18 protein-coding genes are annotated in these 20,062 nt (G+C 67.3%); 13 read left to right on the forward strand and 5 right to left on the reverse strand.

The features are described 5' to 3' along the window. Positions 1–85 precede the first annotated feature (85 nt). A complete protein-coding gene (locus R5W23_RS21470) occupies positions 86–355 on the forward strand; it encodes a hypothetical protein (RefSeq protein WP_320688052.1) in 270 nt (89 codons plus the stop codon). Positions 356–497: 142 nt separating this feature from the next. Here the strand turns inward: R5W23_RS21470 and R5W23_RS21475 are convergent, their stop codons facing one another. Then, complete coding sequence (locus R5W23_RS21475; protein ID WP_320688053.1) at positions 498–1,601, reverse strand: hypothetical protein; 1,104 nt, start codon at positions 1,599–1,601, stop codon at positions 498–500. A 36-nt stretch (positions 1,602–1,637) separates the two neighbouring features. Beyond that, on the reverse strand, positions 1,638–2,426 hold the full coding sequence (locus R5W23_RS21480) for a hypothetical protein (protein ID WP_320688054.1): 789 nt from the start codon (positions 2,424–2,426) through the stop codon (positions 1,638–1,640). A 46-nt stretch (positions 2,427–2,472) separates the two neighbouring features. Here R5W23_RS21480 and R5W23_RS21485 point away from each other — a divergent pair, with 46 nt between their 5' ends. The 7 genes from R5W23_RS21485 to R5W23_RS21515 all read left to right on the forward strand — a co-directional run bounded on the left by R5W23_RS21485 (position 2,473) and on the right by R5W23_RS21515 (position 9,344). Beyond that, positions 2,473–3,768 carry a DegT/DnrJ/EryC1/StrS family aminotransferase gene (locus tag R5W23_RS21485; RefSeq protein ID WP_320688055.1) on the forward strand — a complete coding sequence of 432 codons (1,296 nt, stop codon included), beginning with the start codon at positions 2,473–2,475 and terminating at the stop codon, positions 3,766–3,768. Between the two features lie 4 nt (positions 3,769–3,772). Further along, positions 3,773–5,392 (forward strand): hypothetical protein, encoded by a 1,620-nt coding sequence (locus R5W23_RS21490; protein ID WP_320688056.1) that lies wholly within the window; start codon positions 3,773–3,775, stop codon positions 5,390–5,392. A gap of 267 nt (positions 5,393–5,659) precedes the next feature. Then, complete coding sequence (locus R5W23_RS21495; RefSeq protein ID WP_320688057.1) at positions 5,660–6,490, forward strand: MBL fold metallo-hydrolase; 831 nt, start codon at positions 5,660–5,662, stop codon at positions 6,488–6,490. Positions 6,491–6,633: 143 nt separating this feature from the next. Then, positions 6,634–6,831 carry a hypothetical protein gene (locus R5W23_RS21500; RefSeq protein ID WP_320688058.1) on the forward strand — a complete coding sequence of 66 codons (198 nt, stop codon included), beginning with the start codon at positions 6,634–6,636 and terminating at the stop codon, positions 6,829–6,831. A 21-nt stretch (positions 6,832–6,852) separates the two neighbouring features. Further along, positions 6,853–7,581, forward strand: a complete 729-nt coding sequence (locus tag R5W23_RS21505) for a hypothetical protein (RefSeq protein WP_320688059.1) — start codon at positions 6,853–6,855, stop codon at positions 7,579–7,581. 179 nt (positions 7,582–7,760) lie between these two features. Continuing rightward, the gene (locus R5W23_RS21510; protein WP_320688060.1) at positions 7,761–8,429 is read left to right on the forward strand and encodes a hypothetical protein; all 669 of its coding nucleotides are present in this window, start codon (positions 7,761–7,763) and stop codon (positions 8,427–8,429) included. Positions 8,430–8,471: 42 nt separating this feature from the next. After that, positions 8,472–9,344 (forward strand): enoyl-CoA hydratase-related protein, encoded by an 873-nt coding sequence (locus tag R5W23_RS21515; RefSeq protein ID WP_320688061.1) that lies wholly within the window; start codon positions 8,472–8,474, stop codon positions 9,342–9,344. Between the two features lie 76 nt (positions 9,345–9,420). Here the strand turns inward: R5W23_RS21515 and R5W23_RS21520 are convergent, their stop codons facing one another. The 3 genes from R5W23_RS21520 to R5W23_RS21530 form a co-directional block, all read right to left on the reverse strand. Then, complete coding sequence (locus R5W23_RS21520; protein WP_320688062.1) at positions 9,421–11,745, reverse strand: site-2 protease family protein; 2,325 nt, start codon at positions 11,743–11,745, stop codon at positions 9,421–9,423. Further along, positions 11,706–12,911, reverse strand: a complete 1,206-nt coding sequence (locus R5W23_RS21525) for a 1-deoxy-D-xylulose-5-phosphate reductoisomerase (protein WP_320688063.1) — start codon at positions 12,909–12,911, stop codon at positions 11,706–11,708. The genes R5W23_RS21520 and R5W23_RS21525 overlap by 40 nt, the downstream gene beginning before the upstream one ends. A gap of 154 nt (positions 12,912–13,065) precedes the next feature. Then, on the reverse strand, positions 13,066–13,302 hold the full coding sequence (locus R5W23_RS21530; RefSeq protein WP_261187224.1) for a hypothetical protein: 237 nt from the start codon (positions 13,300–13,302) through the stop codon (positions 13,066–13,068). 712 nt (positions 13,303–14,014) lie between these two features. Between R5W23_RS21530 and R5W23_RS21535 the strand changes: the two genes are divergently transcribed. The 5 genes from R5W23_RS21535 (at position 14,015) to R5W23_RS21555 (ending at position 19,985) form a co-directional block, all read left to right on the forward strand. Beyond that, positions 14,015–14,863: an HAD-IIA family hydrolase gene (locus tag R5W23_RS21535; protein WP_407936154.1), complete on the forward strand. Its 849-nt coding sequence runs from the start codon at positions 14,015–14,017 to the stop codon at positions 14,861–14,863. A gap of 500 nt (positions 14,864–15,363) precedes the next feature. Further along, a complete protein-coding gene (locus R5W23_RS21540; protein ID WP_261187225.1) occupies positions 15,364–15,738 on the forward strand; it encodes a carbon storage regulator in 375 nt (124 codons plus the stop codon). A 296-nt stretch (positions 15,739–16,034) separates the two neighbouring features. Next, positions 16,035–16,667, forward strand: a complete 633-nt coding sequence (locus tag R5W23_RS21545; protein WP_320688064.1) for a YHS domain-containing protein — start codon at positions 16,035–16,037, stop codon at positions 16,665–16,667. A 159-nt stretch (positions 16,668–16,826) separates the two neighbouring features. Continuing rightward, positions 16,827–18,485 (forward strand): DUF1800 domain-containing protein, encoded by a 1,659-nt coding sequence (locus R5W23_RS21550; protein WP_320688065.1) that lies wholly within the window; start codon positions 16,827–16,829, stop codon positions 18,483–18,485. A 129-nt stretch (positions 18,486–18,614) separates the two neighbouring features. Further along, complete coding sequence (locus R5W23_RS21555; RefSeq protein WP_320688066.1) at positions 18,615–19,985, forward strand: DUF1501 domain-containing protein; 1,371 nt, start codon at positions 18,615–18,617, stop codon at positions 19,983–19,985. Positions 19,986–20,062 lie beyond the last annotated feature (77 nt).

The following is a 20,062-nucleotide window of genomic DNA, read 5'->3' on the forward strand; positions in this document are numbered from 1 at the left end:
ACATGTCGCCGTCCGGACGGCGAAAACCAGCTTCCCCGACTGGCCATCGGGGCGCTAATCCCGGAATCGTTTCGGAGTCAGCATCGTGGCGAAGAAGAAACAGCGAACGGCCCGCACGGCACGCCGCGCAACGAAGAAGTCCGCGAAAGCTCGTCGGCCGAAGCAGGCCTTCGGTCTCAGGTTCAGCTTTGGTTATAACAAACTGACGGATTCGTTCAAACTCGAGATGTGTGTGACCGGTGGGCGATGGGTCGGCCGGACGGTGCGAGCGATCGGAAAGGCGATTCGCCCGCGCGTTCTGATCAGCAGCGCGGTGGTAACGTTGGCAGCCGCGCTCGCTCGAATGGGCCTCTGAATAGGCCGGCGTTGACCTTGGTTTTGTGGCACAGACATTCCTGTCTGTGCGCTCCTGAGCTGCGGAACAGCACAGACAGGAATGTCTGCGTCACAAAACCAGACAAGCCACAGGCCTTATGCGAGGCTAACGGGTTTGGGCATCACGCGAACGGGTCTTTGCCGCGGAGCGATTTCAGGTCGAAGAAGTCGTCGAACGGGTCGCGTTTCGGCTTGGGTTTCTTACCCGGCTTCGGCGCGGGCAGCGAGGCGTAGCGGCCCAGGATCAGTTCCAGCACCCAGCACCCGCGGAGGTGCTGCGGTGGCTCCTTTATTCCGACCTCCGTGCCGCGGCAGTGGCGCAGAATCGCCTCCTCGTCGCAGTCGGCGTCGAGGAGCGCGTCCCCCAGTGCCACCATCCGCTCAAAGGCCCGTTCCTCGTAAATCGTCTGCGCCAGCGCCGCCACTTCCTCCGTGCGCCAAGCGGGCTCGAACCGCGGCGGTTTGAAGGCGTTCCCCACGATCTCGCGCAGCACCCGCGCGAGCTGTTTCGCCGCGGCCCGCTCGCGCTTCATCTCGGCCTCGAACTCGTCGTCCTGGCTCTTCCCCTTCCCCTCCTCCAGCTTGCGCACGATCTCGAGCGCCTCGGCCTCCGCCCGCCCCTTGTTCTTCACCCCCGCGGACCGGTCCGCGTGCTCGTCGCCCTCCCCCTTCAGGCGCAGGGCGTTGTTCGCCGACGTGTTCGCCCGGGTGCGGCTGGCGGCGGCCTGCTCGACGAGCGGCCGGATCGATTCCAGCATCTCGGGGCCGGGTTCCTCGAACAGCACCCGCACCGCCGCGGCGGCCTCGGCCACCGCCTCGCCGATGCCCTCGATCGCGTTCGCAGCGTGCCGGCTGGCCGCCTGGAACAGCGGGAACGACGGCGCCGCCTGGTTCGGCTTGCTCAGCACCGGGTCCGCGACCGTGGCGGCGTCCGGGTCGGCGGGCTTCACGATCGCGCGCTGGGCGGCCTGCGCGCGGCTCACGGCGTCGGGGATCGCGGCGTCGATCTTCTTGAGCCACGCGTTACGCTCTTTCGCGCTCAGCGGCGCGAGGGCGAGTTCAGCGGCGTCGATGGCCTGACGGAGCGGGCCGTCGGGCAGCGCGTCCCAGAGCCGGCGGGCGTACGCCGCCGACGCCAGCAGCCATTGACGCGGCGACAGGCGGTCGGCGACGAACTCGAGCATCTCTTCGCCGTCGGCACCGGTCTGCCAGCTTGTTTCATTCATAATCGGTGGGAACCTGACGGCTCGCGGGCTGTTAACCTACTCCCGACCCAGTACCGAATCCACTACCCAGTTCCCGCGGCCGTGGACGCCGGACGGCGCGCGGCACCGCCCCAACATCACTTCGTCCGTGCAGCCGGCGTCTTGCAGCGCGTCGGCCAGAATGGGCACGGCGGAGAAGTCGCCGCTGTCGTCCATTTGCCGCGCGAGGGCGGTCACTGTGTCCGTCCGCCACTCGGGCGAGAAGGAACGGGCGTACTGCGGAGGTGGGAAGATGTCACGGACCAGCTCCGCCTGATGCTCGCGGGCGGCCGAGAACGCGCGGTTCCACGCCACCTGCCACGCCTTCGAGACGGGGCTCCCGCCGGCCGGCGCGGGGCCGGCGGCCCGGGTCGCGAGCGCCTTGGCGGTCTCGCGTGCCGCCTCCACCGGGTTCCAGACGGGGCGCGGCGGCCCTACGGCCCGGGACGGTGCGGCGAACTGCCCGGCCGACGCCCAACCGGCCGCATTGGCCGCCTGATGCTGGAAGGTGATCGGCCCGTAGCGCATCCGCACCGCCGCGGCACGCAGACCCGCTTCTGCCGCCGGGTCGTCGGCGGCCCGCTCGGACAGCAAGACCGCGTTCCGCGCGTCGGGGGGTAGCACATCCCATACCATCCGGGCGCACGCGGCCCCGTACAGGCGCAACCGCCGCACCAGCGGCGGGGGCAGGCTGCGGAGCGCGGCCTCCGCCTGATAGGCCCGCGGGCGCGGCCAGACCAGGTTCAACAGCACGTCGGGGTTGTAAGCGGTGTCCCAGGCGGGCTGGGGATGAATTTTGGTGGCCACGGGCGCGCCTTCGGTTCGCGGAACCCGTTCCAGTATACCTGAACTCATGCGTTCCGAACTACCCGCACTGCTCGGCGGCGCCCCCATCCGGCCCGACGGGCCGCCGGCGTGGCCGCTCCCCGATCCGGACGTTCAGGCCGCCCTGTGCGCCGCCGTCGCGTCGGGCGCGTGGGGCCAGTACCGCGGCGAGCACGTCTGCGCGCTGGAAGCGGAGCTGGCCGCGTTCCACGGCGTCCCGCACGCGCTCACGTGCGCCACCGGCACTCTGGCCGTCGAGGTGGCGCTCCGCGCGCTGCGGGTCGGCCCGGGCGACGAGGTGGTGATGGCCGCCTACGACTACGAGTCCAACTTCCTGACCGTTCACGCCCTGGGCGCCAAACCGGTGCTGGTGGACGTGCGGCCGGACAACTGGCAGCTCGACGAAACGAAGCTCGAAGCCGCGCTCACGCCGCTCACGAAGGCGGTCCTTTGCTCGCACCTGCACGGCGGGCTCGTGAACATGCCCGCCGTGCTCGCCCTCGCCCGGCCCCGCGGCGTCGGGGTGGTCGAGGACGCGGCGCAGGCGCCCGGGGCGGTGCTCGACGGGCGGCCGGCGGGCACCTGGGGGGACGTCGGCACGCTGAGCTTCGGCGGCTCGAAGCTGCTCACCGCCGGGCGCGGCGGCGGGCTGCTGTTCGCGGACCCGGTCCTCTTCCAGCGCGCGAAGGGGCACCTGAATCGCGGGGTGCAGCAACTCGCGCCGCTCAGCGAGCTACAAGCGGCGGCCCTCCGACCACAGTTGCGGAAGCTGCACGAGGCCACGGCGTGGCGTGTGGAGCGGGTGCGGGAACTGTTCCAAATCAACCCACCCCCCAGCCCCCTCCCTGAAGGGAGGGGGAGCCAGGACACCTTGAAACGGCTTAGCGAACTCGGTTCGCAAAGCGGATCGGGCGAACTCCCCCTCCCTTCAGGGAGGGGGCTGGGGGGTGGGTTGTCTTTCTCCCCCCTCGCGCCGCTGGAGGCCGGCGCGCACCTCCCGGCCTTCTACAAGCTCGGGCTCCGGTACGACCCGGCCGCCTTCGGACTGTCGCGCGAGCGGCTCGTCAAGGCGCTGCGCGCCGAGGGCGTCGCGTTCGACGCCGGCTTCAACGCGCTCCACGTGGGGCGCTCGCCGTCGCGGTTCCGCGCCGCAGGCCCCCTCGACCACGCGGCCGACGCGCACGCGCGGTGTGTCGTGCTGCACCACCCAGTGCTGTCGCTCGCCCCGGCGGACGTCCGCCAAGTGGCGGAGGCGGTGGCGAAGGTGTATCGTTACCGGGACGAACTGAACCGCCCCGCCCCCACTCCCGACCCCGAGAGCTGACCTCATGCCCCGTACACTCCTCGTCCTCGCCGCGCTGGCCTGCGCGGCGGGCCTCGGTCGCGGCGCCGACCCGGCCCCGCCCGCCGGGAACTGGAAGCTCACGCTCCCGCTCTCCCGCGGCGAGGAGACCACCATGCTGATCTCGTTCGCCGAGAAGGGCGGGAAGTGGACCGCCGAGTACCTCGGCGCGTCGGACGAGCTGAAGATCAAACCGGCCGTGACCGGCGTCAGCGTCAGCGGCGACCGGGTGTCGTTCACCCTCGGTATCACCGACCGCGAGATCGTCAACTTCGACGGCCAACTGACCAAAGACAAGAAGAAGCTCAACGGATCGCTGTCGGTGGTCGGCGGCCGGCTGCAACTGACGACCCTGTACCCGACCAAGCTGGCGAAGCTCACCGACCCGTTCGAGCTGGCCCGCGAGGCGCTGTCCCAGACCGACGACGGCCCCGAGCTGTTCAACGCCGCGTTCCAGGTGCTCGCGCAGGCGGCCGACAAGAAGCTCCCGGCGGGCGAGGTGCGCGGGGTGGTGGAGCGGGTGAACAAGTCGGCCGGGCTGTTCGGCCCGCGGTGGGAGCGCGAGGTCACACTCCGCACCGTGGAGCTGCTCGCCGATCAGACCGGGCTCGCGGACCTAGCGGTGGCCCAGGCGAAGCGCGCCGAGCGGCTCCTCACCGACGACGACACCGCCGCGGCCCGCATCGAGGTGCTGGAGGCGCTGGTGCGGACACTCCAGAAGGCCGGTAAGCCCGACGACGCCAAAACGTACCAGGCGCAACTGACGAAGCTCGAGCTGCGCGACTTCGTCGAGTACTCGAAGACCAGCCCGCCGTTCAAGGCCGAGGCGTTCGCCGGCCGCAAGGCGAAGTCGGACCGGGCGGCCGTGGTGGAGGTGTTCACCGGGGCCGAGTGCCCGCCGTGCGTGGGCGTGGACCTCGCGTTCGACGGGCTGCTGAAGGCGTACAAGCCGGCGGACGTGGTCCTGCTCCAGTACCACTTCCACGTGCCCGGCCCGGACCCGCTCACCAGCCCGGACGGGATGGACCGGGCCGAGTACTACGGCGACCAGATCCGCGGCGCCCCCACCCTGTTCATCAGCGGGAAGCTGGGCACCGCCTCCGGCGGCGCCGCGGCCGACTCGGAGAAGTTCTACAAACAGTTCCGCACCGCCCTGGACGACCTGCTCGAGAAGCCCGCGGGGGTGAAGCTGTCGCTCGCGGTAACGAAGGGCGAGAAGGGGGCCTTCGAGGCCAAAGCGAAGGTGTCCGACCTGGAGGCCCCGGGGGAGAAGGTGCGGCTGCGGTTCGCCCTCGTGGAGGAACGGGTCCGGTACACCGGCGGGAACGGCATCCGGTACCATCACATGGTGGTGCGCGCGATGCCGGGCGGCGCGAAGGGGTTCGCGCTGGCGAAAAAGGACCACGAGCAGGCGGTGGCCATCGACCCCGAGGCGGTGAAGGCGTCGCTGGTGAAGTACCTGGACGACTTCGCGAAGTCGGAGAGCCCGTTCCCGCGCGGCGCCCGCCCGCTCGCGCTGAAGAACCTCAAGCTCGTAGCCCTCGTGCAGAACGATGCCACGAAGGAGATTTTGCACGCGGTGCAGGCGGACCTGGACGGGAAGTAGCCGGTTGCACGAGGGGGCGGGATTCCGCTCATTAACGGCCCGGGTGGGGCTTCTTGGCTTTGCTTTGATTTTTGTGGCACAGACATTCCTGTCTGTGCCACAAAAATCAAAGCCAATCGGCAGGGCCGGGTGTCAGTTGCTGACGCCGAGAGCGGTTCGCACGCACCACTTGTTAACCGCCCTGTACATGCTCGTTCATTGCTTGCCGAACATCACCCGCGCCCCGGACCGATCAAAGACCCCGACGACACCACCGCGGAGAGACTCATGACCCGGTTGTTCGCTTCTGCTGCTCTGCTGACCGCCCTCCTCTCGGTCGCGCTCACCGCACCGCCCTCGCGCGCGACCGGGCAGGAGCCGAAGGAGAAGTCGATCAAGATCCGGTGGCTCGGGCAGTCGTTCTTCCAGATCGAGTCGGCCGAGGGGCGCCTGATCGCGATCGACCCGCACGGCATCCCGGCGTTCGGCCGCCCCGTCATCCCCGCCGAGTTCGTCCTCGTCAGCCACTCGCACGAGGACCACGCGCTCGTCGAGTTCGTCGAGGCCCAGAAGAAGGACACGAAGCTCAAGGAGGCCGACATCTACCGCGGGGTCGTCGAGACGAAGCCCGGGAAGCAGGAGTGGAAGACGTACGACGAGAAGCGCGGCAGCATCCGCGTGCGCAACGTCGCGACCTACCATGACACCGTCAACGGGATGCAGCGCGGCAAGAACAGCATCTGGATCATCGAGATGAACGGCCTGGTGCTGTGCCACCTGGGCGACCTGGGCCACGAGCTGACCGCGGAGCAGGTGAAGGCGATCGGCAAGGTGGACGTGCTGATGGTTCCGGTCGGCGGCATCTATACCATCAACGGCGAGCAGGCGCAGAAGGTGACGGAGCAGATCAAGCCGCGGCTGTACGCGCTCCCGATGCACTACGGCGTGCCCGGGTACGAAGACCTCGCCGGCCCCGACGAGTTCCTTGAGGGGGTGAAGAAGGAGCGCATCACCAAGACGCCGGAAACCAACGAACTTGTCATCCCGCTCGACGCCAAGGCCGGGGAGTACCAGATCGTACTACTCGGCTGGCGCAAGGGCGAAGCGAAGAAGAAGTGACCCCGGCCGAAGTATTTGTGGGTACTCGGGCACCAGGAGAGCCGCGCAACGCCCGTGTAACGCGGCAATCCTTCTCGCCGCCTGTCGCGTCTTGGGGACGGTAATATGAGGTTCGCCCGCTCCCACGCGCGGAGGTCGTTCCCATGCCTCGGTCCCTGTTTGCGCTCGCCGTAGTCGCCCTCGTTGCGGCCCCCGGCGGCGCCGCCGAAACCTGCGGCCACGGCACGAAGCTCGACTTCGTCGGTAGCCCCAAGGAAGCGGCCGCCGTCGCCAAAAAGGAACAGAAACTCGTCCTCGTGCTGCACGTCTCCGGTCACTTCGAAGACCCGGACCTGACCTGAAACAACGCCGAAGCGCTCCGTGTGGGCGCCCTGAACAACGCGGCGGTCGGTGCGTTCGTGAACGAGTACTTCGTGTCGTCGTACCAGAAGGTCGCGACCTTCAAAATCGTGGGCGGGCAGAAGCAGGGCGGGAACGTGGCCGCGTACTTCTGCGCCCCGGACGGCCGCGTGCTGCACTGCGTCGCCGGCCCGGTGGACGCCCAAACCTTCCTCCGCGAAGCGAAATGGGTCGTGGAGACCACCAAGACTTGCATGCGGGACGCGAAGAACGACGGGGCCACGTTCAAGGAGCTGTTCCGCAAGGCGCATGCGGAGAAGTTGCGCCGGGAGTTCGGCATCGTGGTCGAAGCGGTCACCTACGACCCGCCGGACCCGATGGACGAGAAAGACGCGCTGACCTACCGCGACCCGACCGGGCGCCCGCTCGCGCCGAAGCTCCCGCCGCCGCCGATCGACGGCCCCGATGTGACCCTCGGTGCCAAGAAGTTCGAGCAGATGCAGAAGGACGCGGCGGGCGCGCCGGGCAACCGCGTCGTCGCGTGCGGTAAGGGGGGCCGCGTGGTGGTCACGAACCAAGGGCTGGTTCACCAGATCATGGCCGCGCACGCAATGATCCCCATCGAGCGCGTGTACGGAACGGTTTTCGAGACCATCCTGGGCGAAAAGATCTCCACGAAACCGGTGGACGTGGTCCGGCCGTTCACGTGGGTCGATAAGGACGGGAACCGGTTGCGCCCGGGTGGCCCGTAACAGTGCATCGCACTCCGAACGACGCGACCATGCGGTCAACGTGCCGCGGGGGCGCGTCGTTCGGCCTTTACCGATTGCGCGTGTCGGGAAATTACGGTTACATTTTGTGGCCCCGCGAACGGGTACAAGTTCCGCATCTCCCCAGGATTATGTTGGGAACGCCACCCGGAGCCCGAGCCATGTTCGCTTGCTTCACCGCCCTCTCCTTGATCGGAACCGTGCCGGCCGCCGAGTGTGCGTCGGACTCACGGTACTATTTCGTTCTGTTCGGGGGGCAGTCGGTTCCGTTCAAGCCGCGCACCGCGCACACCTGGGCGACGTTCGTGAAAACGACTCCGACCGCCGACGGACGGTTAGAAGTGGAGCAGGTCACCATCAGTTGGCTGCCCGCGTCCGGCCCGGTGCAGCCGCTGCGCATACGCCCCGTTGAGGGGAAGAACTACACGCTCGACGAGACGTTCGCCAAGATGACGGCCAACAACGCGCAGGTGTCGGTGTGGGGGCCGTTCGAGACCGACGCGCAGCGGTACGAACTCGCCGTGCGCCAGGCGAACACGCTCGGCAGCGGCGCCGTGACGTTCCGGAGCGTCGATTCGTTCCGCGGCAACCGGGCGGTGCAGAACTGCGTCCACGCGGTCACCTATGCGGACCCGAAACTGCAATCGCTCCGCCAGCCGGTGATCCGCGTCGGCGAACCCGGTACGAGCCGGCTCGCGGCGATGTACGTGGACGGCGGCGCTGTCGCCGGGCCGCAAGCGCACCCAGAGGTGCTGGCCTTGATCGGTGCGGACCGCTACCCGACGATTCCGCGTGCCGCCGGCGAGCGCCTCCGGCGCCAGTGGCGCTGAGGTACAATGTTCCTCATCGCTACACGCAGGTGAGGCCCCATCATGTCGGCGATCACGGTTGAAACGCGCCCGGACGGCGTCGCGGTGCTCACGTTCGACCAGCCCGGGAGCAAAGCGAACGTTCTCACGCGCGAACTGTGGACCGAGTTCGGCGACGCGCTCACGTCCCTCTCAACGCGCGCCGACGTGCCCGGGCTGGTGCTCGCGAGCGCGAAGCCGGGCATCTTCATCGCGGGCGCGGACCTGAAGCTCCTGGCGAACGCGCCCGCCCCGAACGCCCCCGAGGTGCGAGCGTTCATCGAGCAAGGGTTGCGCGTTCTGGAACAACTCGAAGCACTCCCGTTCCCCACCTGCGCCGCGATCGACGGCGCCGCGCTCGGCGGCGGGTTGGAGGTGGCACTCGCGTGCGACTGCCGCATCTGCGGAACTAACCCGAAAGTGCAGTTGGGGCTGCCGGAGGTGAAGCTCGGACTGATCCCGGGGTGGGGCGGAACCCAGCGGCTCCCGCGCGTCCTTGGTGTGAGCGGAATGCACCAAGCAAGCACGATGCTCACGACCGGCCAGAGCCTGGACTACCACGGAGCCGTGGCTCACGAACTGGCCGATGTGGCCGTTGAGCCCGCCACGCTGGTTACGCAAGCGGCGTACTACGTGCTGCGTGTGGACCGCAAGGACCGCCGGGCGCGCAAGTTCTCCCCGCTACAGCCGCCGTGGGAGCGGCAACGCTTCAAGCCGCTTCAGGAGCCGGAACCGGGGGCGGCAACGGAAGCCGTGCGCGTACTGTACGAAGGGGCGCGGCTGCCGTTGCGACAAGCCATTCCGCTCGAAACCGAGGCGTTCATGCAACTCGCCGGCTCCGAGGAGTCGAAGCGGCTCATCGCGGAGTTCTTCAACCGCAAGGGCACCCGGGGATGACCCGGGTGCCCTGGTTGGTTTCGGCCCCAACGGGGCCGCGGGAAATAGCCCGGGGTGAAAGCCCCCGGCCAGCCGATCAGAACCAGCCGAAGAACAGCCGGCGCACGTCCATCGCGATCACGAACACCATCAGCGACAGGATCAGGAACAGGCCGGTGTACATCGCCACCGCGAACAGTCGCTCCGGCACCGGGCGGCCCAAGACCTTCTCCAGCAGCAGGAACACCATGTGCCCGCCGTCCAGCACCGGGATCGGCAGGAAGTTCACCACCGCCAGGTTCACCGAGATCATCCCCAGGAACAGCAGGAACTGCCAGAAGTCCTCGCCCGCGAACCGGTACGACACGGTCGCGATCGTCAGCGGGCCGCTCATCGTCTTCACGCTCACCCGCCCGAACGCCATCGCGTACAGGTTCATGTACACGACCTTGATGAACCGCGTCGTGCGTTGAGCCCCCAGCCGGATCGCGTCGCCCACGTCCGCGGCCTTCTGGACCTGGTTCTCGGTCTGGAAGATGAGCCCGCGGTCGTCGGTCGGGAAGTCCTTGTGCTCGGCGCCCGTGAGCGTGAACTCCTTCACCTCTTCGCCGCGCTTCACCCGGATGTCGAGTTCCGGCGGGCCGGCCTGGTACGCCGACTCGGCGGACGCCCACTGGTACGACTTCAGGTCCTCCTTCCACTCGCCCGCCTTCAGGTTCCCGGCCGCGTCCCGGGACTTGAACCGCACCGCGACGATCACGTCGTCGCGCTGGACGCCCGCCGCCGCCGCCGGGCCGCCCGGGGCCACCTCGTCGATCCCGGCGTCCACCCAGTACGCCAGCCCCAGACCGCTGATCGGAATCGGGCTGTTCGGCAGCGTGCAGCTCTCGCGGTCGAACCGGTACGACGGGTCAAACTCGACCTTCAGCCGCTTCGACACGTCGGTGTGACTGGCCGCGTCCTCGCGCAGCACCACCAGCTCCACCGCCACCGGTCCCGAAAGGCCGTTCGCCCACTGGTTGAGCTGGTGCGGGAGCAGCAGCGGGTCGAGCGGCTTTTGAACGACCTTCTTCGAGTCCTCGACCGCGAACTCGGGCTTGGTGAAATCGATCGGCCCGTTCACGAACCAGACCCGCGCGCCGCTCGCGTCCGGGGGCAGCAGGACGGCTTTGATGCGGTCGCCGCGGGTGGGGTTCGTGCCCTCGTTGTGCGCGATCACCCCGGCCTTCTCCGCGTTCCCGCCGGCCCGCAGCGCGACGATCTCGTTCATGCGCATCCGCAGCCCGAGGTCGTGCCGGTAGGTGGGCCTGACCGTGATCGCGACCGGCTGCTGGTCGCCGTCGGCGCGAACGACGTGGAACGTGATGTCCTTACCGGCCAGCAGCACCATCCGGCGCTGATACTCCTCGAAGGACGCAACATCTGTAACGGGCAATTCCTGCGTAACCGGCTGTTCTTTCTTGGAGGGTTTGGGCGGCTCGGTCATCTTGACGATCTGGTCGCCGGCCATGAACTTGGGCTCGGTCGCGGCGGCGGGGGTGCCGGGCACGGTCGGACTGAACGCGGCCCGCTTCGGGATCGTCATCAGCTTCAACTGCGACGGCGGCGAGACGCCCAGTTGCGGGAACCGCTGCCCCTCGTCGCGCAGCGGCGAAACGGTGGTTTCGGGCTGGGCCACACCGTCGCGGGTCCAGGCGATCGGCACCTTCTCGTCCTTCTGCGTGCCCATCACGATCGGTCGGATGTCGTCGAAGAACGGGTTGACGCGGTCGTCGATCCGGGTGATGTGGTCGCCGGTGCGCATGCCGGCGCGCCACGCGGCCCCGCCGCTCTCGACGGTCCCCACGGCCGCGGGCTTCTCCTGCACGCCGTGCAGGTACGCCGCCACGAAGCAGGCCATCCCGAGTATGATGTTCATCACCACCCCGGCGGAGATGATGAGCATCCGCTGCCCCACCGTCTTCTTGCGGAAGCTGCGCGGGTCGTCCTCGGCCTCCTCGCTGTCGGCCCCGTCCCCCTCGCCCACCATCTGCACGAACCCGCCCAGCGGGATGATGCCGATCTTGTACGTGGTCTCGCCCCACTTGTACTGGCAGAACGGCACCGCCGGGCCGAACCCGATGCTGAACATGTTGACGTGAACGTCGCACCACTTGGCCGCGAGGAAGTGGCCCAGCTCGTGGATGAAGATGATGAACCCGAGCCCGAGCACCACCTTGAGGGTGTCGAACGGGTCCAGGTACCGGCACACGAGCGCGATCACGACGGCGCTGGTGACGAGCGAGAACGCGTTCTCGCGCACCCACCCCTTGAGCGCAGACACCTCCTGGCCGTGGTCGGGCGCGCCGGCCGCGGCGTTCGGGTCGGTCGGCGGCGGCGGGTTCATGCTGTCGGGGCTACCGGCGTTCGGGGTCGGGTCCAACGGGCCACCTCCTGCCGCGCCCACCGGTCGAGGGCCAAAAGCCTCTCCAGCGTGGGTCGGGTTTCGTAGTCGTGCGAAGAGAGAACCGCCCGGCAGCACCGGGCAATGTCGAGAAACGCCAGCTCGCCGTTCAGGAAGCGGCCCACGGCCGCCTCGTTGGCCGCGTTGAGCACCGCGCCGCACGTCCCGCCGCGCCGCACCACCTCGAAGCCCAGCTCCAGGGCCTCGAACGTGTCGCGGTCCGGCTGCTCGAAGCGCAGCGCCGCGAGCGCCTTCCAGTCGAGCCGCTTGGTGGGGCCGGGCACGCGGTCGGGGTGGAGGAGGGCGAGCTGGATCGGCAGCCGCATGTCCGGGGGCGAGAGCTGGGCGAGGACCGAGCCGTCCCGGAACTCGACGAACGAGTGGACGACCGACTCCGGGTGGACGATCACGTCGATCTGCTCGGCGGTCAGCCCGAACAGCCAGCGGGCCTCGATCACCTCCAGCGCCTTGTTCATCAGGGTCGCGGAGTCGATGGTGATCTTCGGCCCCATCTGCCAGGTCGGGTGCCGCAGCGCCTGCTCGCGGGTGACGCCCTCCAGGTCGCAGGCGCGCTTGCCGCGGAACGGCCCGCCGCTGGCGGTCAGGACGACGCGGTCCACGTCCCCCGCGGCGTGGCCGGTGAGCGCCTGGAAGATCGCGGAGTGCTCGCTGTCCACGGGGAGGAGCTTAGCGCCCCGGCGCGCCGCCAGTTCGGTCACGAGCGGCCCGGCGACGACGAGGGTTTCTTTGTTCGCGAGCGCGACCGTCTTGCCGCTCTCGAGCGCGGCCCAGGTGCCGGCCAGCCCGGCCGCCCCGACGACGGCGGAGACCACCACGTCGGTGTCGGGGGCCGTCGCGATCCGGTGAACGCCGTCCTCGCCACAGAGGAGTTCGGTTCCCGCGGGGAAGGATTTTCGGTCGGCCCGCTGGAACGCTTCGCGGTCACAGAGGACGGCGAACCGGGGCCGGAACTCGCGGCACTGTTCCGCAAGCTGCTCCCACTTCGAGTGGGCGGCGAGGCCGGCGAGTTCGAGCCGCTCGGGCAGGTGCCGGACCACGTCGAGGGTGCTGGTCCCGATGCTCCCGGTGGACCCGAGCACGGTGACGCGGCGCGGGCGATCGGCTCTCGGTTGTGGTGACTGCATCGCGCCCGCGGGAAGGAACCGCGGGCGCCCGCCCGCGAGTGATACCGGGCATTGTACGACCGGGCGGAACGGGGCAACAAGATGGCCCCGCGGCGCTCCACTCTCCACACGAAGTGGGGCGCCGCGGGGCCGTGATCGGGGCGCAACGAACGGCTCAGTCCCCGTTGCCCAATTCAAGGTAGTCGGAATCGAGATCGGCGCGGCGCGGGCGGGCGGGCAGATGGGGGGCCGGGGCGGACGGCGCCGAAACGCGGACCTGGGCCGGGATCAGGCGCAGTCGGATCGGCAGCGGTTCCTCCCCGGGCCGGTCCACACGAACGCTGATGTCGCGAGCCTCGGCGAGCAGGAAGCCCACCGGAACGACCACTTGCAGTTCGGATTCCGAAACCATCGGCGGTTCCCCTTAGAAAAGGGTGACAGGAAAGAGAGGCCGGCGCGCCGGCGCAGACGCCGTACCTCGCCGGAGGCACGGGGGCGGGCGGTGAGGGCTGGGAGAGGGGCCCGCCGCGAGAGCGACTGATGCGGGTTAAGCGATTAAGATAACGCGCACCGACTGGGCGTCAAAGAAGTATTTTTGCGATTTCCGGACGACTCTTATGGCCATTCGCTCAGGCGGGCGCTGCGAGCTTGAGTGAAACCACGCAAGCAATTTAGCGCGGGGGCCGCGGTCGCGCCACACAGGAAAGCGGAAAATGTTACAAGTTCAGACATCCGCAAGACCGGTCGGACGGCGTAGGTAAAGTGGCCAAATGGCGGCCCATTTCCGGTCACGCTCTGGATGAGCCGAGCGTGCGAACGCGAGACAAGACACGTTGCCAACGTTCCGGTTGATCCTTTCGCACAGGGGAGAAGGCGGTCGAAGTGCCCGCTCTTTACGCACCTGACGAGTCTTCATCTCGATTACACATCATGCGCAAACCGTTTCCATTTATAGTTTTATATACCGTTGCGGGCTAATCAGCGGGTGTGGCACGCCGGATGCATTAATCCCTTCCATCCTCCTCCTCACCGTCACCTCTCGACGGCTTCTCCTCCTCCCGTTCTCCGGAACTCGCCACGGGTACGAAACCCGTTTGGCCTGATTTTTCACCACTGAGGAATGAATGGTGCCGCACAGCACACCGAAATTCGGCTTCTTGATTGATATGGATGGCGTCCTTTACCGCGGAACGGATCTCATCCCCGGCGCAGACCGCTTCGTGCGCGAGTTGCGCGAACGGGACATCCCCTTTCGGTTCTTGACCAACAACAGCCAGCGCACCCGGCGCGACGTTGTCGCGCGTCTCGTCCGCCTGGGGCTCGACGTGGAAGAGGAGCACGTCTTCACTAGCGCGATGGCGACGGCACGCTTCCTCGCCCAACAGAAGCCGGGCGGCACCGCTTACGTGATCGGAGAGGGCGGGCTGCTCACCGCGTTGCACCAGCACGGGTACGCGGTCGTCGATCACGACCCTGACTACGTGGTTGTTGGTGAAGGTCGCACGTTCAACCTGGAACTGGTCGAGTCCGCGGTGCGGATGATCCTCGGCGGGGCGAAACTGATCGCCACCAACATGGACCCGAACTGTCCCACGCAAAACGGCACGCGGCCCGGGTGCGGGGCGTTCGTCGCGCTGCTCGAAACCGCCACCGGCGTGAAAGCGTTTAGTGTTGGGAAGCCGAGCCCGGTCATGATGCGGGCGGCGCGCAAGGAACTCGGGCTCACCACCGATCAGACGACGATGATCGGCGACACGATGGAGACGGACATCCTCGGCGGGGTGCAACTCGGCTTCCACACGGTGCTTGTGCTCAGCGGCGGCACGAAAGCCGAAGACCTGCCCCGGTACGCCTACCGTCCGGAAACGGTGGTTCCGTCACTCGCGGAACTCGCTGATCTGTTCGACGAGCACGATTGGCTGCCACCCTGGAAAGTGGTAGCCGGGCGGCCGCGCGTTCCCGCCCTCGTGTAACAGTGGCTTGTCTTGTATGGGGGGAGTGGGCGGTGGGTGTTGAAACGCCCGCCGCCCACTCCCCGGACGTTTCCAGTCAGCACCGAAATGAGCATCAAACTTCCCAAGCTTCCAAAAGCCCTCAGCTTGCCGGCCGTTAGCCTTGACAGCACCTGTCGCGTTCGGTTAACTTTTTCTCTCAAATCTGGCTCCAGTGAAATCGCACCTGTTGTTGAGGTGCCCGGGAGCAATTTTCTTTTTCCTGTTGCAAACGTTTGCTCTGTTTTTTCGTCTTACTTGATATCGGCGCCTAAATTGCTCAAGTTTATGCGGCCGACAACCGACATGGCGCGAGGGTCGAGCGGACCGTAACGTGTCGGTAACAGTGGGGCCGAGCTTGAGAAAAAAATGAGCTCGGCCTGCAAGATGCGACAAGTTGTGTCGTAGAATTAGTACGAGGACCGCTGGCGAGGGCAATTCAACCTGCCCTGTCTGCCGGCACCATCCAGGAGGGACATCTGATGCTTGTTCTCACCCGGCGCCCCGGCGAATCCATCATCATCGCTGGCGACATCAAGCTTACCGTAGTTAGCGTCGGCCCCGGCCGCGTCAAGATCGGAATCGAGGCCCCGTCGCACGTGCGAGTGGACCGCCAAGAGATTCACGACAAAATTGAGCAATCGTCGGACGTACTGGCTACGGTCGGCCAAGCGGTCAACAATGGCACGCACAACACGATGGTTAACACGGGTGGCGACACCGCGATGATTGTGTCCGGCGGCGCCCCCGTCGAAAACGCTCCTCATGCGGTCGCTGTTCCGAAGCCCGAAGTTCCTGTAGCCGCATCGGTTCCGCCGGCCGGTAAGCTCAGCAAGTACCGCAAGCCGCGCGTGTGATACACGCAGTGCTCACGCACTTCAACTCCAACTTCTCCACCGAGAAGCGAATGCCCGCGCGTTTGCGCGGGCTTTCTTCGTTTCGCCTCTACTAATTGATCCTGTTGAAAGGGCTGGCCTGTCGCGTCGTCTTTTTGGAGAACCACCCCGGGGCTCCGCTACCTCGCGAGGAACCGGCCATGACCGCTGCTGCTCTTTTGGTCGCGTGTGCGATTTCTGATCACACTGCGCGCGACTGCGACACACCTTTTGTGCGTTACACGGCTCCTGGGGACAATGTGGCCCCGAAGGCAGCGTTGCAACCGTTCAACGTGCTCGTGGGCGGATGGAAAGGGAGTGGGGCACCCGAAGGAACGAAAGAGGAGCGCGCCGCCGGCGCCTGGGAAGAAAAGGTTACATGGGAATGGAAATTTAAGGACCAGGACGCGTGGCTGGCGGTGACATTCGACAAGGGTAAGCATTTTGCAAAAGGGGAACTGCGTTACACACCTGAGAAGGACGCTTCCGAACCGAAGTTCACCCTCACACTCACGACCGCGGACAAATCGACCGCCACCTTCACCGGCACGTGGACCGACAAGGGAAAAGTTCTCACGCTGACGCGCACGAACGCCCCGGCGTCCGAGGAGCAGCGACTCGTGTTCAGCCTGCTCCACAGCAACCGGCACCTGTACCGGCTCGAGAGCCGGCCCGCGGGGACGACGGTCGCGTTCACGAAGAAGTACCAAGTGGGCGCGACCAAAGAGGGCGAGCCGTTCGCCAGCGTCGCCAAGGGGCCGGAGTGCATCGTCAGCGGCGGCCTCGGTACAATGAAAGTTACGTACAAAGGGAAAGACTACTACGTGTGCTGTTCGGGGTGCCGTGACGAGTTCAAAGAGAACCCCGAGAAATACATCAAAGAAGCCGAAGCGAAAGCGAAGAAGCCGTAATTCAAGAGCTGCAAATTCTGACCGCGTTTGGGGTTACTCGCCTCCGGTCCGGGAACCCGGAACTTGAGGCTTGGAACTCCGGCCTTTCATGGCAATAATGCGGTCGCCAGTCCGAACCTCCTCCCGGCATCCCGCCGGTGCTTCACGAGGAACGCGCCCGTGGCCGAGTCCCTTCCAGCCGATCTGAGCAACGTTGATCCCGCCGACGCGTGGCGGCCGTGGCAACCGGCCGCGGGCGAGTGGAACCGCAAGTGGGTCGCGCACCTGTACCGGCGCGCCGGCTTCGGGGCCACGCCCGCCGAGATCGATCAGGCGCTCGCCCAGGGGCCGACCAAGACGCTCGACCGGATCCTGACCGGCGAACCGGACCAGGCCGACCGGCTCGAGTTGCTCACCGAGAGCGGGAAGTTCTACACCGAGCCGGCGAACCTGCGCGTGTGGTGGCTGTACGCCATGACCGAGGGCGGGCACCCGCTGCGCGAGAAGCTGGCGCTATTCTGGCACAACCACTTCGCCACCAGCTACGCCAAGGTCCGCAGCACGAGCCTGATGTACGAACAGAACGTCACCATCCGCAAACACGCGCTCGGGAAGTTCCGGCCGTTCCTGCTCGACATGAGCAAAGACCCCGCGATGCTGGTGTGGCTGGACTCGAACCGCAACGTGAAAGGGGCGCCCAACGAGAACTACGCCCGCGAGGTGATGGAACTGTTCTCGCTGGGCGTGGGGAACAACAACTACACGGAGAAGGACATCCAGGAGGCGGCCCGCGCGCTCACCGGCTGGCACCACGACGCCGAGGTGAAACAGTTCGAGTTCAACCGCGAGTTGCACGACGACGGCACGAAGACCGTCTTCGGGAAAACGGGCCGGTGGACCGGCGAGGACGTGGTCCGGCTCTGCTGCGACCACGCCGCGTGCCCGAAGTTCCTGGTGTCGAAGCTGTACACGTTCCTCGTGAGCGAGGAGGCGCCGCCCAAGGGACTGCTGGCCCCGCTCGCGGACCAGTTCCGGAAGTCCGACTACGACATCGCGGCCCTCGTCCGAACGGTCCTCGGGTCGCGGCTGTTCTTCAGCGCACACGCGTACCGAAAGCGGGTGAAGTGGCCGGTCGAGTGTGCCCTCGGCGCGGTGCGCACCGCGGTTGCCACCCGCGTGCCACTCGCGGACCTGCTCGAGCCGCTCGCGAAGATGGGGCAAGCGCTGTTCTCACCGCCGAACGTGAAGGGCTGGCGCACCGGCACCGACTGGCTCAACAGCGCCACCCTTCTGTCGCGGAACAACTTCGCGGAGAAAGTGGCGACGGGCCGCTGGAACCAGAACCCGCGGCCGGGTAGCCGGGACGAAGTGTTCACGACCGTCGGCGAGCCGGCCAAGTCTGATGGCCCGAAGGCGGAGGAACCCCCGCCCCCGCCGCCGGACGCGAAGTTCGACGTGTGCGCCGCCGTTTACGCTACCAAGCCAAAGGACGTGGCGGCGGTTGTGAAACGGATGGGCGAACTGCTGTACGGTGAGGCCGTTACGCCGGCGCAGGCCAAGAAGATCGAAACGTTCCTGCTGACGCCCGGCCCGGCGGCCCCGGCGCCGGCCGACCCGAAGGGACCGGCTGCGAAAGGTAAGGGGGCCAAGATCGCCGCGTCGTCTCCAACAGCGGGAGCCTCGAAAGACGCCCCGAAGGAGGAAAAAAAGGACGCGAAAAAAGAGCCGCCCCAGCCGCTCGACCCGAAGGACGTGAAGCTCGATTCTGCCGACTTCAAGGCCCGCGTCCGCGAGGCGTATCACGCGATGATGTGTCTGCCGGAATACCAACTGAGTTAGAGCATTTTTTTTCACCGCAGAGAGCACGAGAGGGCATAGAGAGAATTACGGCGAGATCGGAATCGTTCTCGCTCGTGTGCCGTTCTCTGTGCCCTCTCCGGTACGTTCCCTTCTTTTCCGGAGTCTTCGATGCCCACGAGACGCGACTTCCTGAAGACCACCCTCGGTACGTCGAGCCTGTTGGCCGTCGGCGGGGTGGTGCCGGAGTTCCTCGCCACCACCGCACTCGCCGCGGAGAAGGACGAGAAGAAGAAGGACACGGTCCTGGTCGTGGTCGAGCTGACCGGGGGCAACGACGGGCTCAACACCGTCGCCCCTTACGGCGACGACCTGTACCAGAAGGCCCGCCCGACGCTCGCGTTCGCCAAGAAGGACGTGCTCAAGCTCGACGATTACCACGGGCTGCACCCGCGACTGGGCGAGCTGAAGCGGCTGTACGACGAGAAGCGGCTCGCGGTCGTTCAGGGGGTGGGGTACCCGAACCCGGACCGCTCGCACTTCGAGTCGATGGACATCTGGCAGCTCGCCGACCCGAAGCGGGCCGGCACCAGCGGGTGGCTCGCCCGCGCCATCCCGGGGATGCGGGTGAAGGACGCGGGCGTGCCGGGCATGTACCTCGGCGACGACCGGCTGCCGGTCGCGATGCAGGGCGCCGACGGCGGGGTCATCAGCCTCGCCGACCGCGCCAGCTTCAAGCTGCAACTGACCGGCAACCGGTCGAGCCGCAAGTCGCTCATCGAGAGCCTGAACGGCGACGCGGGCGGCGGCGCCGACCTCGCCGCGTTCGTGCGGAAGCGCCAGCTCCAAACGTACACCAGCCTCCAGAAGATCGAGGACGCGCTGCGCGAGGCCGGGAGCAGCGGGCGCGGGCAGACCCGCGAGTTCGTGGACGGCCGGTTCGTGACCACCGACCCGGACTCCCTCAACACCCTGAGCGGCAAGCTCGGGCTCATCGGCCGCATGATCCAGAAGGGGCTCGGCACGCGGCTCTATTACGTGCAGCTCGGCGGGTTCGACACGCACTCCGGGCAGGCCGAGGCGCACGCCAAACTGCTCGGCGAGCTGTCGGGCGCGCTGGGCAGCTTCTTCAACGCCCTGACGCCCGAGCACTCGGAGCGCGTGGCGGTGATGACGTACTCCGAGTTCGGCCGGCGGGTGAAGGAGAACGGCTCGCGCGGCACCGACCACGGGAGCGGGTCGTGCATGTTCGTCGCCGGCTCGCAGGTGGTCGGCGGGCTGGTGGGCAAGCACCCGAGCCTCTCGGACCTCACCGACGGGGATGTCAAGTACCATACCGACTTCCGCAGCGTGTACGCCACACTGCTCGACGACTGGCTGGAGGTGGACAGCCGCGGCGTGCTGGACGACACGTTCGAGAAGCTCCCGCTGATCGACCGCAAGAAGAAGGCCCCGAAGGGCGCCCCGACGCCGCCCGCCGTCCCCCCGGGAAGCGCGCCGCTCCCGCTGGTCGAAGAAGTCCCGCCACCGGTCGCGAAATAGCCCCGGGCGGGCGCGCCGGCGTGCCCCCAGTCGCCGTTAACTCACACCACCCGAACGTTTGCTCGGGTGCCGAGTGC

It is taken from the genome of Gemmata algarum (assembly GCF_034097035.1).
In the GTDB taxonomy this organism is placed as follows: domain Bacteria; phylum Planctomycetota; class Planctomycetia; order Gemmatales; family Gemmataceae; genus Gemmata; species Gemmata algarum.

Coding starts and splice junctions, on each gene's coding strand:
- R5W23_RS21475 (WP_320688053.1), bottom strand. CDS start 1,601: ATGAATGAAACAAGCTGGCAGACCGGTGCCGACGGCGAAGAGATGCTC.
- R5W23_RS21485 (WP_320688055.1), top strand. CDS start 2,473: ATGCGTTCCGAACTACCCGCACTGCTCGGCGGCGCCCCCATCCGGCCC.
- R5W23_RS21490 (WP_320688056.1), top strand. CDS start 3,773: ATGCCCCGTACACTCCTCGTCCTCGCCGCGCTGGCCTGCGCGGCGGGC.
- R5W23_RS21495 (WP_320688057.1), top strand. CDS start 5,660: ATGACCCGGTTGTTCGCTTCTGCTGCTCTGCTGACCGCCCTCCTCTCG.
- R5W23_RS21500 (WP_320688058.1), top strand. CDS start 6,634: ATGCCTCGGTCCCTGTTTGCGCTCGCCGTAGTCGCCCTCGTTGCGGCC.
- R5W23_RS21510 (WP_320688060.1), top strand. CDS start 7,761: ATGTTCGCTTGCTTCACCGCCCTCTCCTTGATCGGAACCGTGCCGGCC.
- R5W23_RS21515 (WP_320688061.1), top strand. CDS start 8,472: ATGTCGGCGATCACGGTTGAAACGCGCCCGGACGGCGTCGCGGTGCTC.
- R5W23_RS21525 (WP_320688063.1), bottom strand. CDS start 12,911: ATGCAGTCACCACAACCGAGAGCCGATCGCCCGCGCCGCGTCACCGTG.
- R5W23_RS21530 (WP_261187224.1), bottom strand. CDS start 13,302: ATGGTTTCGGAATCCGAACTGCAAGTGGTCGTTCCGGTGGGCTTCCTG.
- R5W23_RS21535 (WP_407936154.1), top strand. CDS start 14,015: ATGGTGCCGCACAGCACACCGAAATTCGGCTTCTTGATTGATATGGAT.
- R5W23_RS21540 (WP_261187225.1), top strand. CDS start 15,364: ATGCTTGTTCTCACCCGGCGCCCCGGCGAATCCATCATCATCGCTGGC.
- R5W23_RS21555 (WP_320688066.1), top strand. CDS start 18,615: ATGCCCACGAGACGCGACTTCCTGAAGACCACCCTCGGTACGTCGAGC.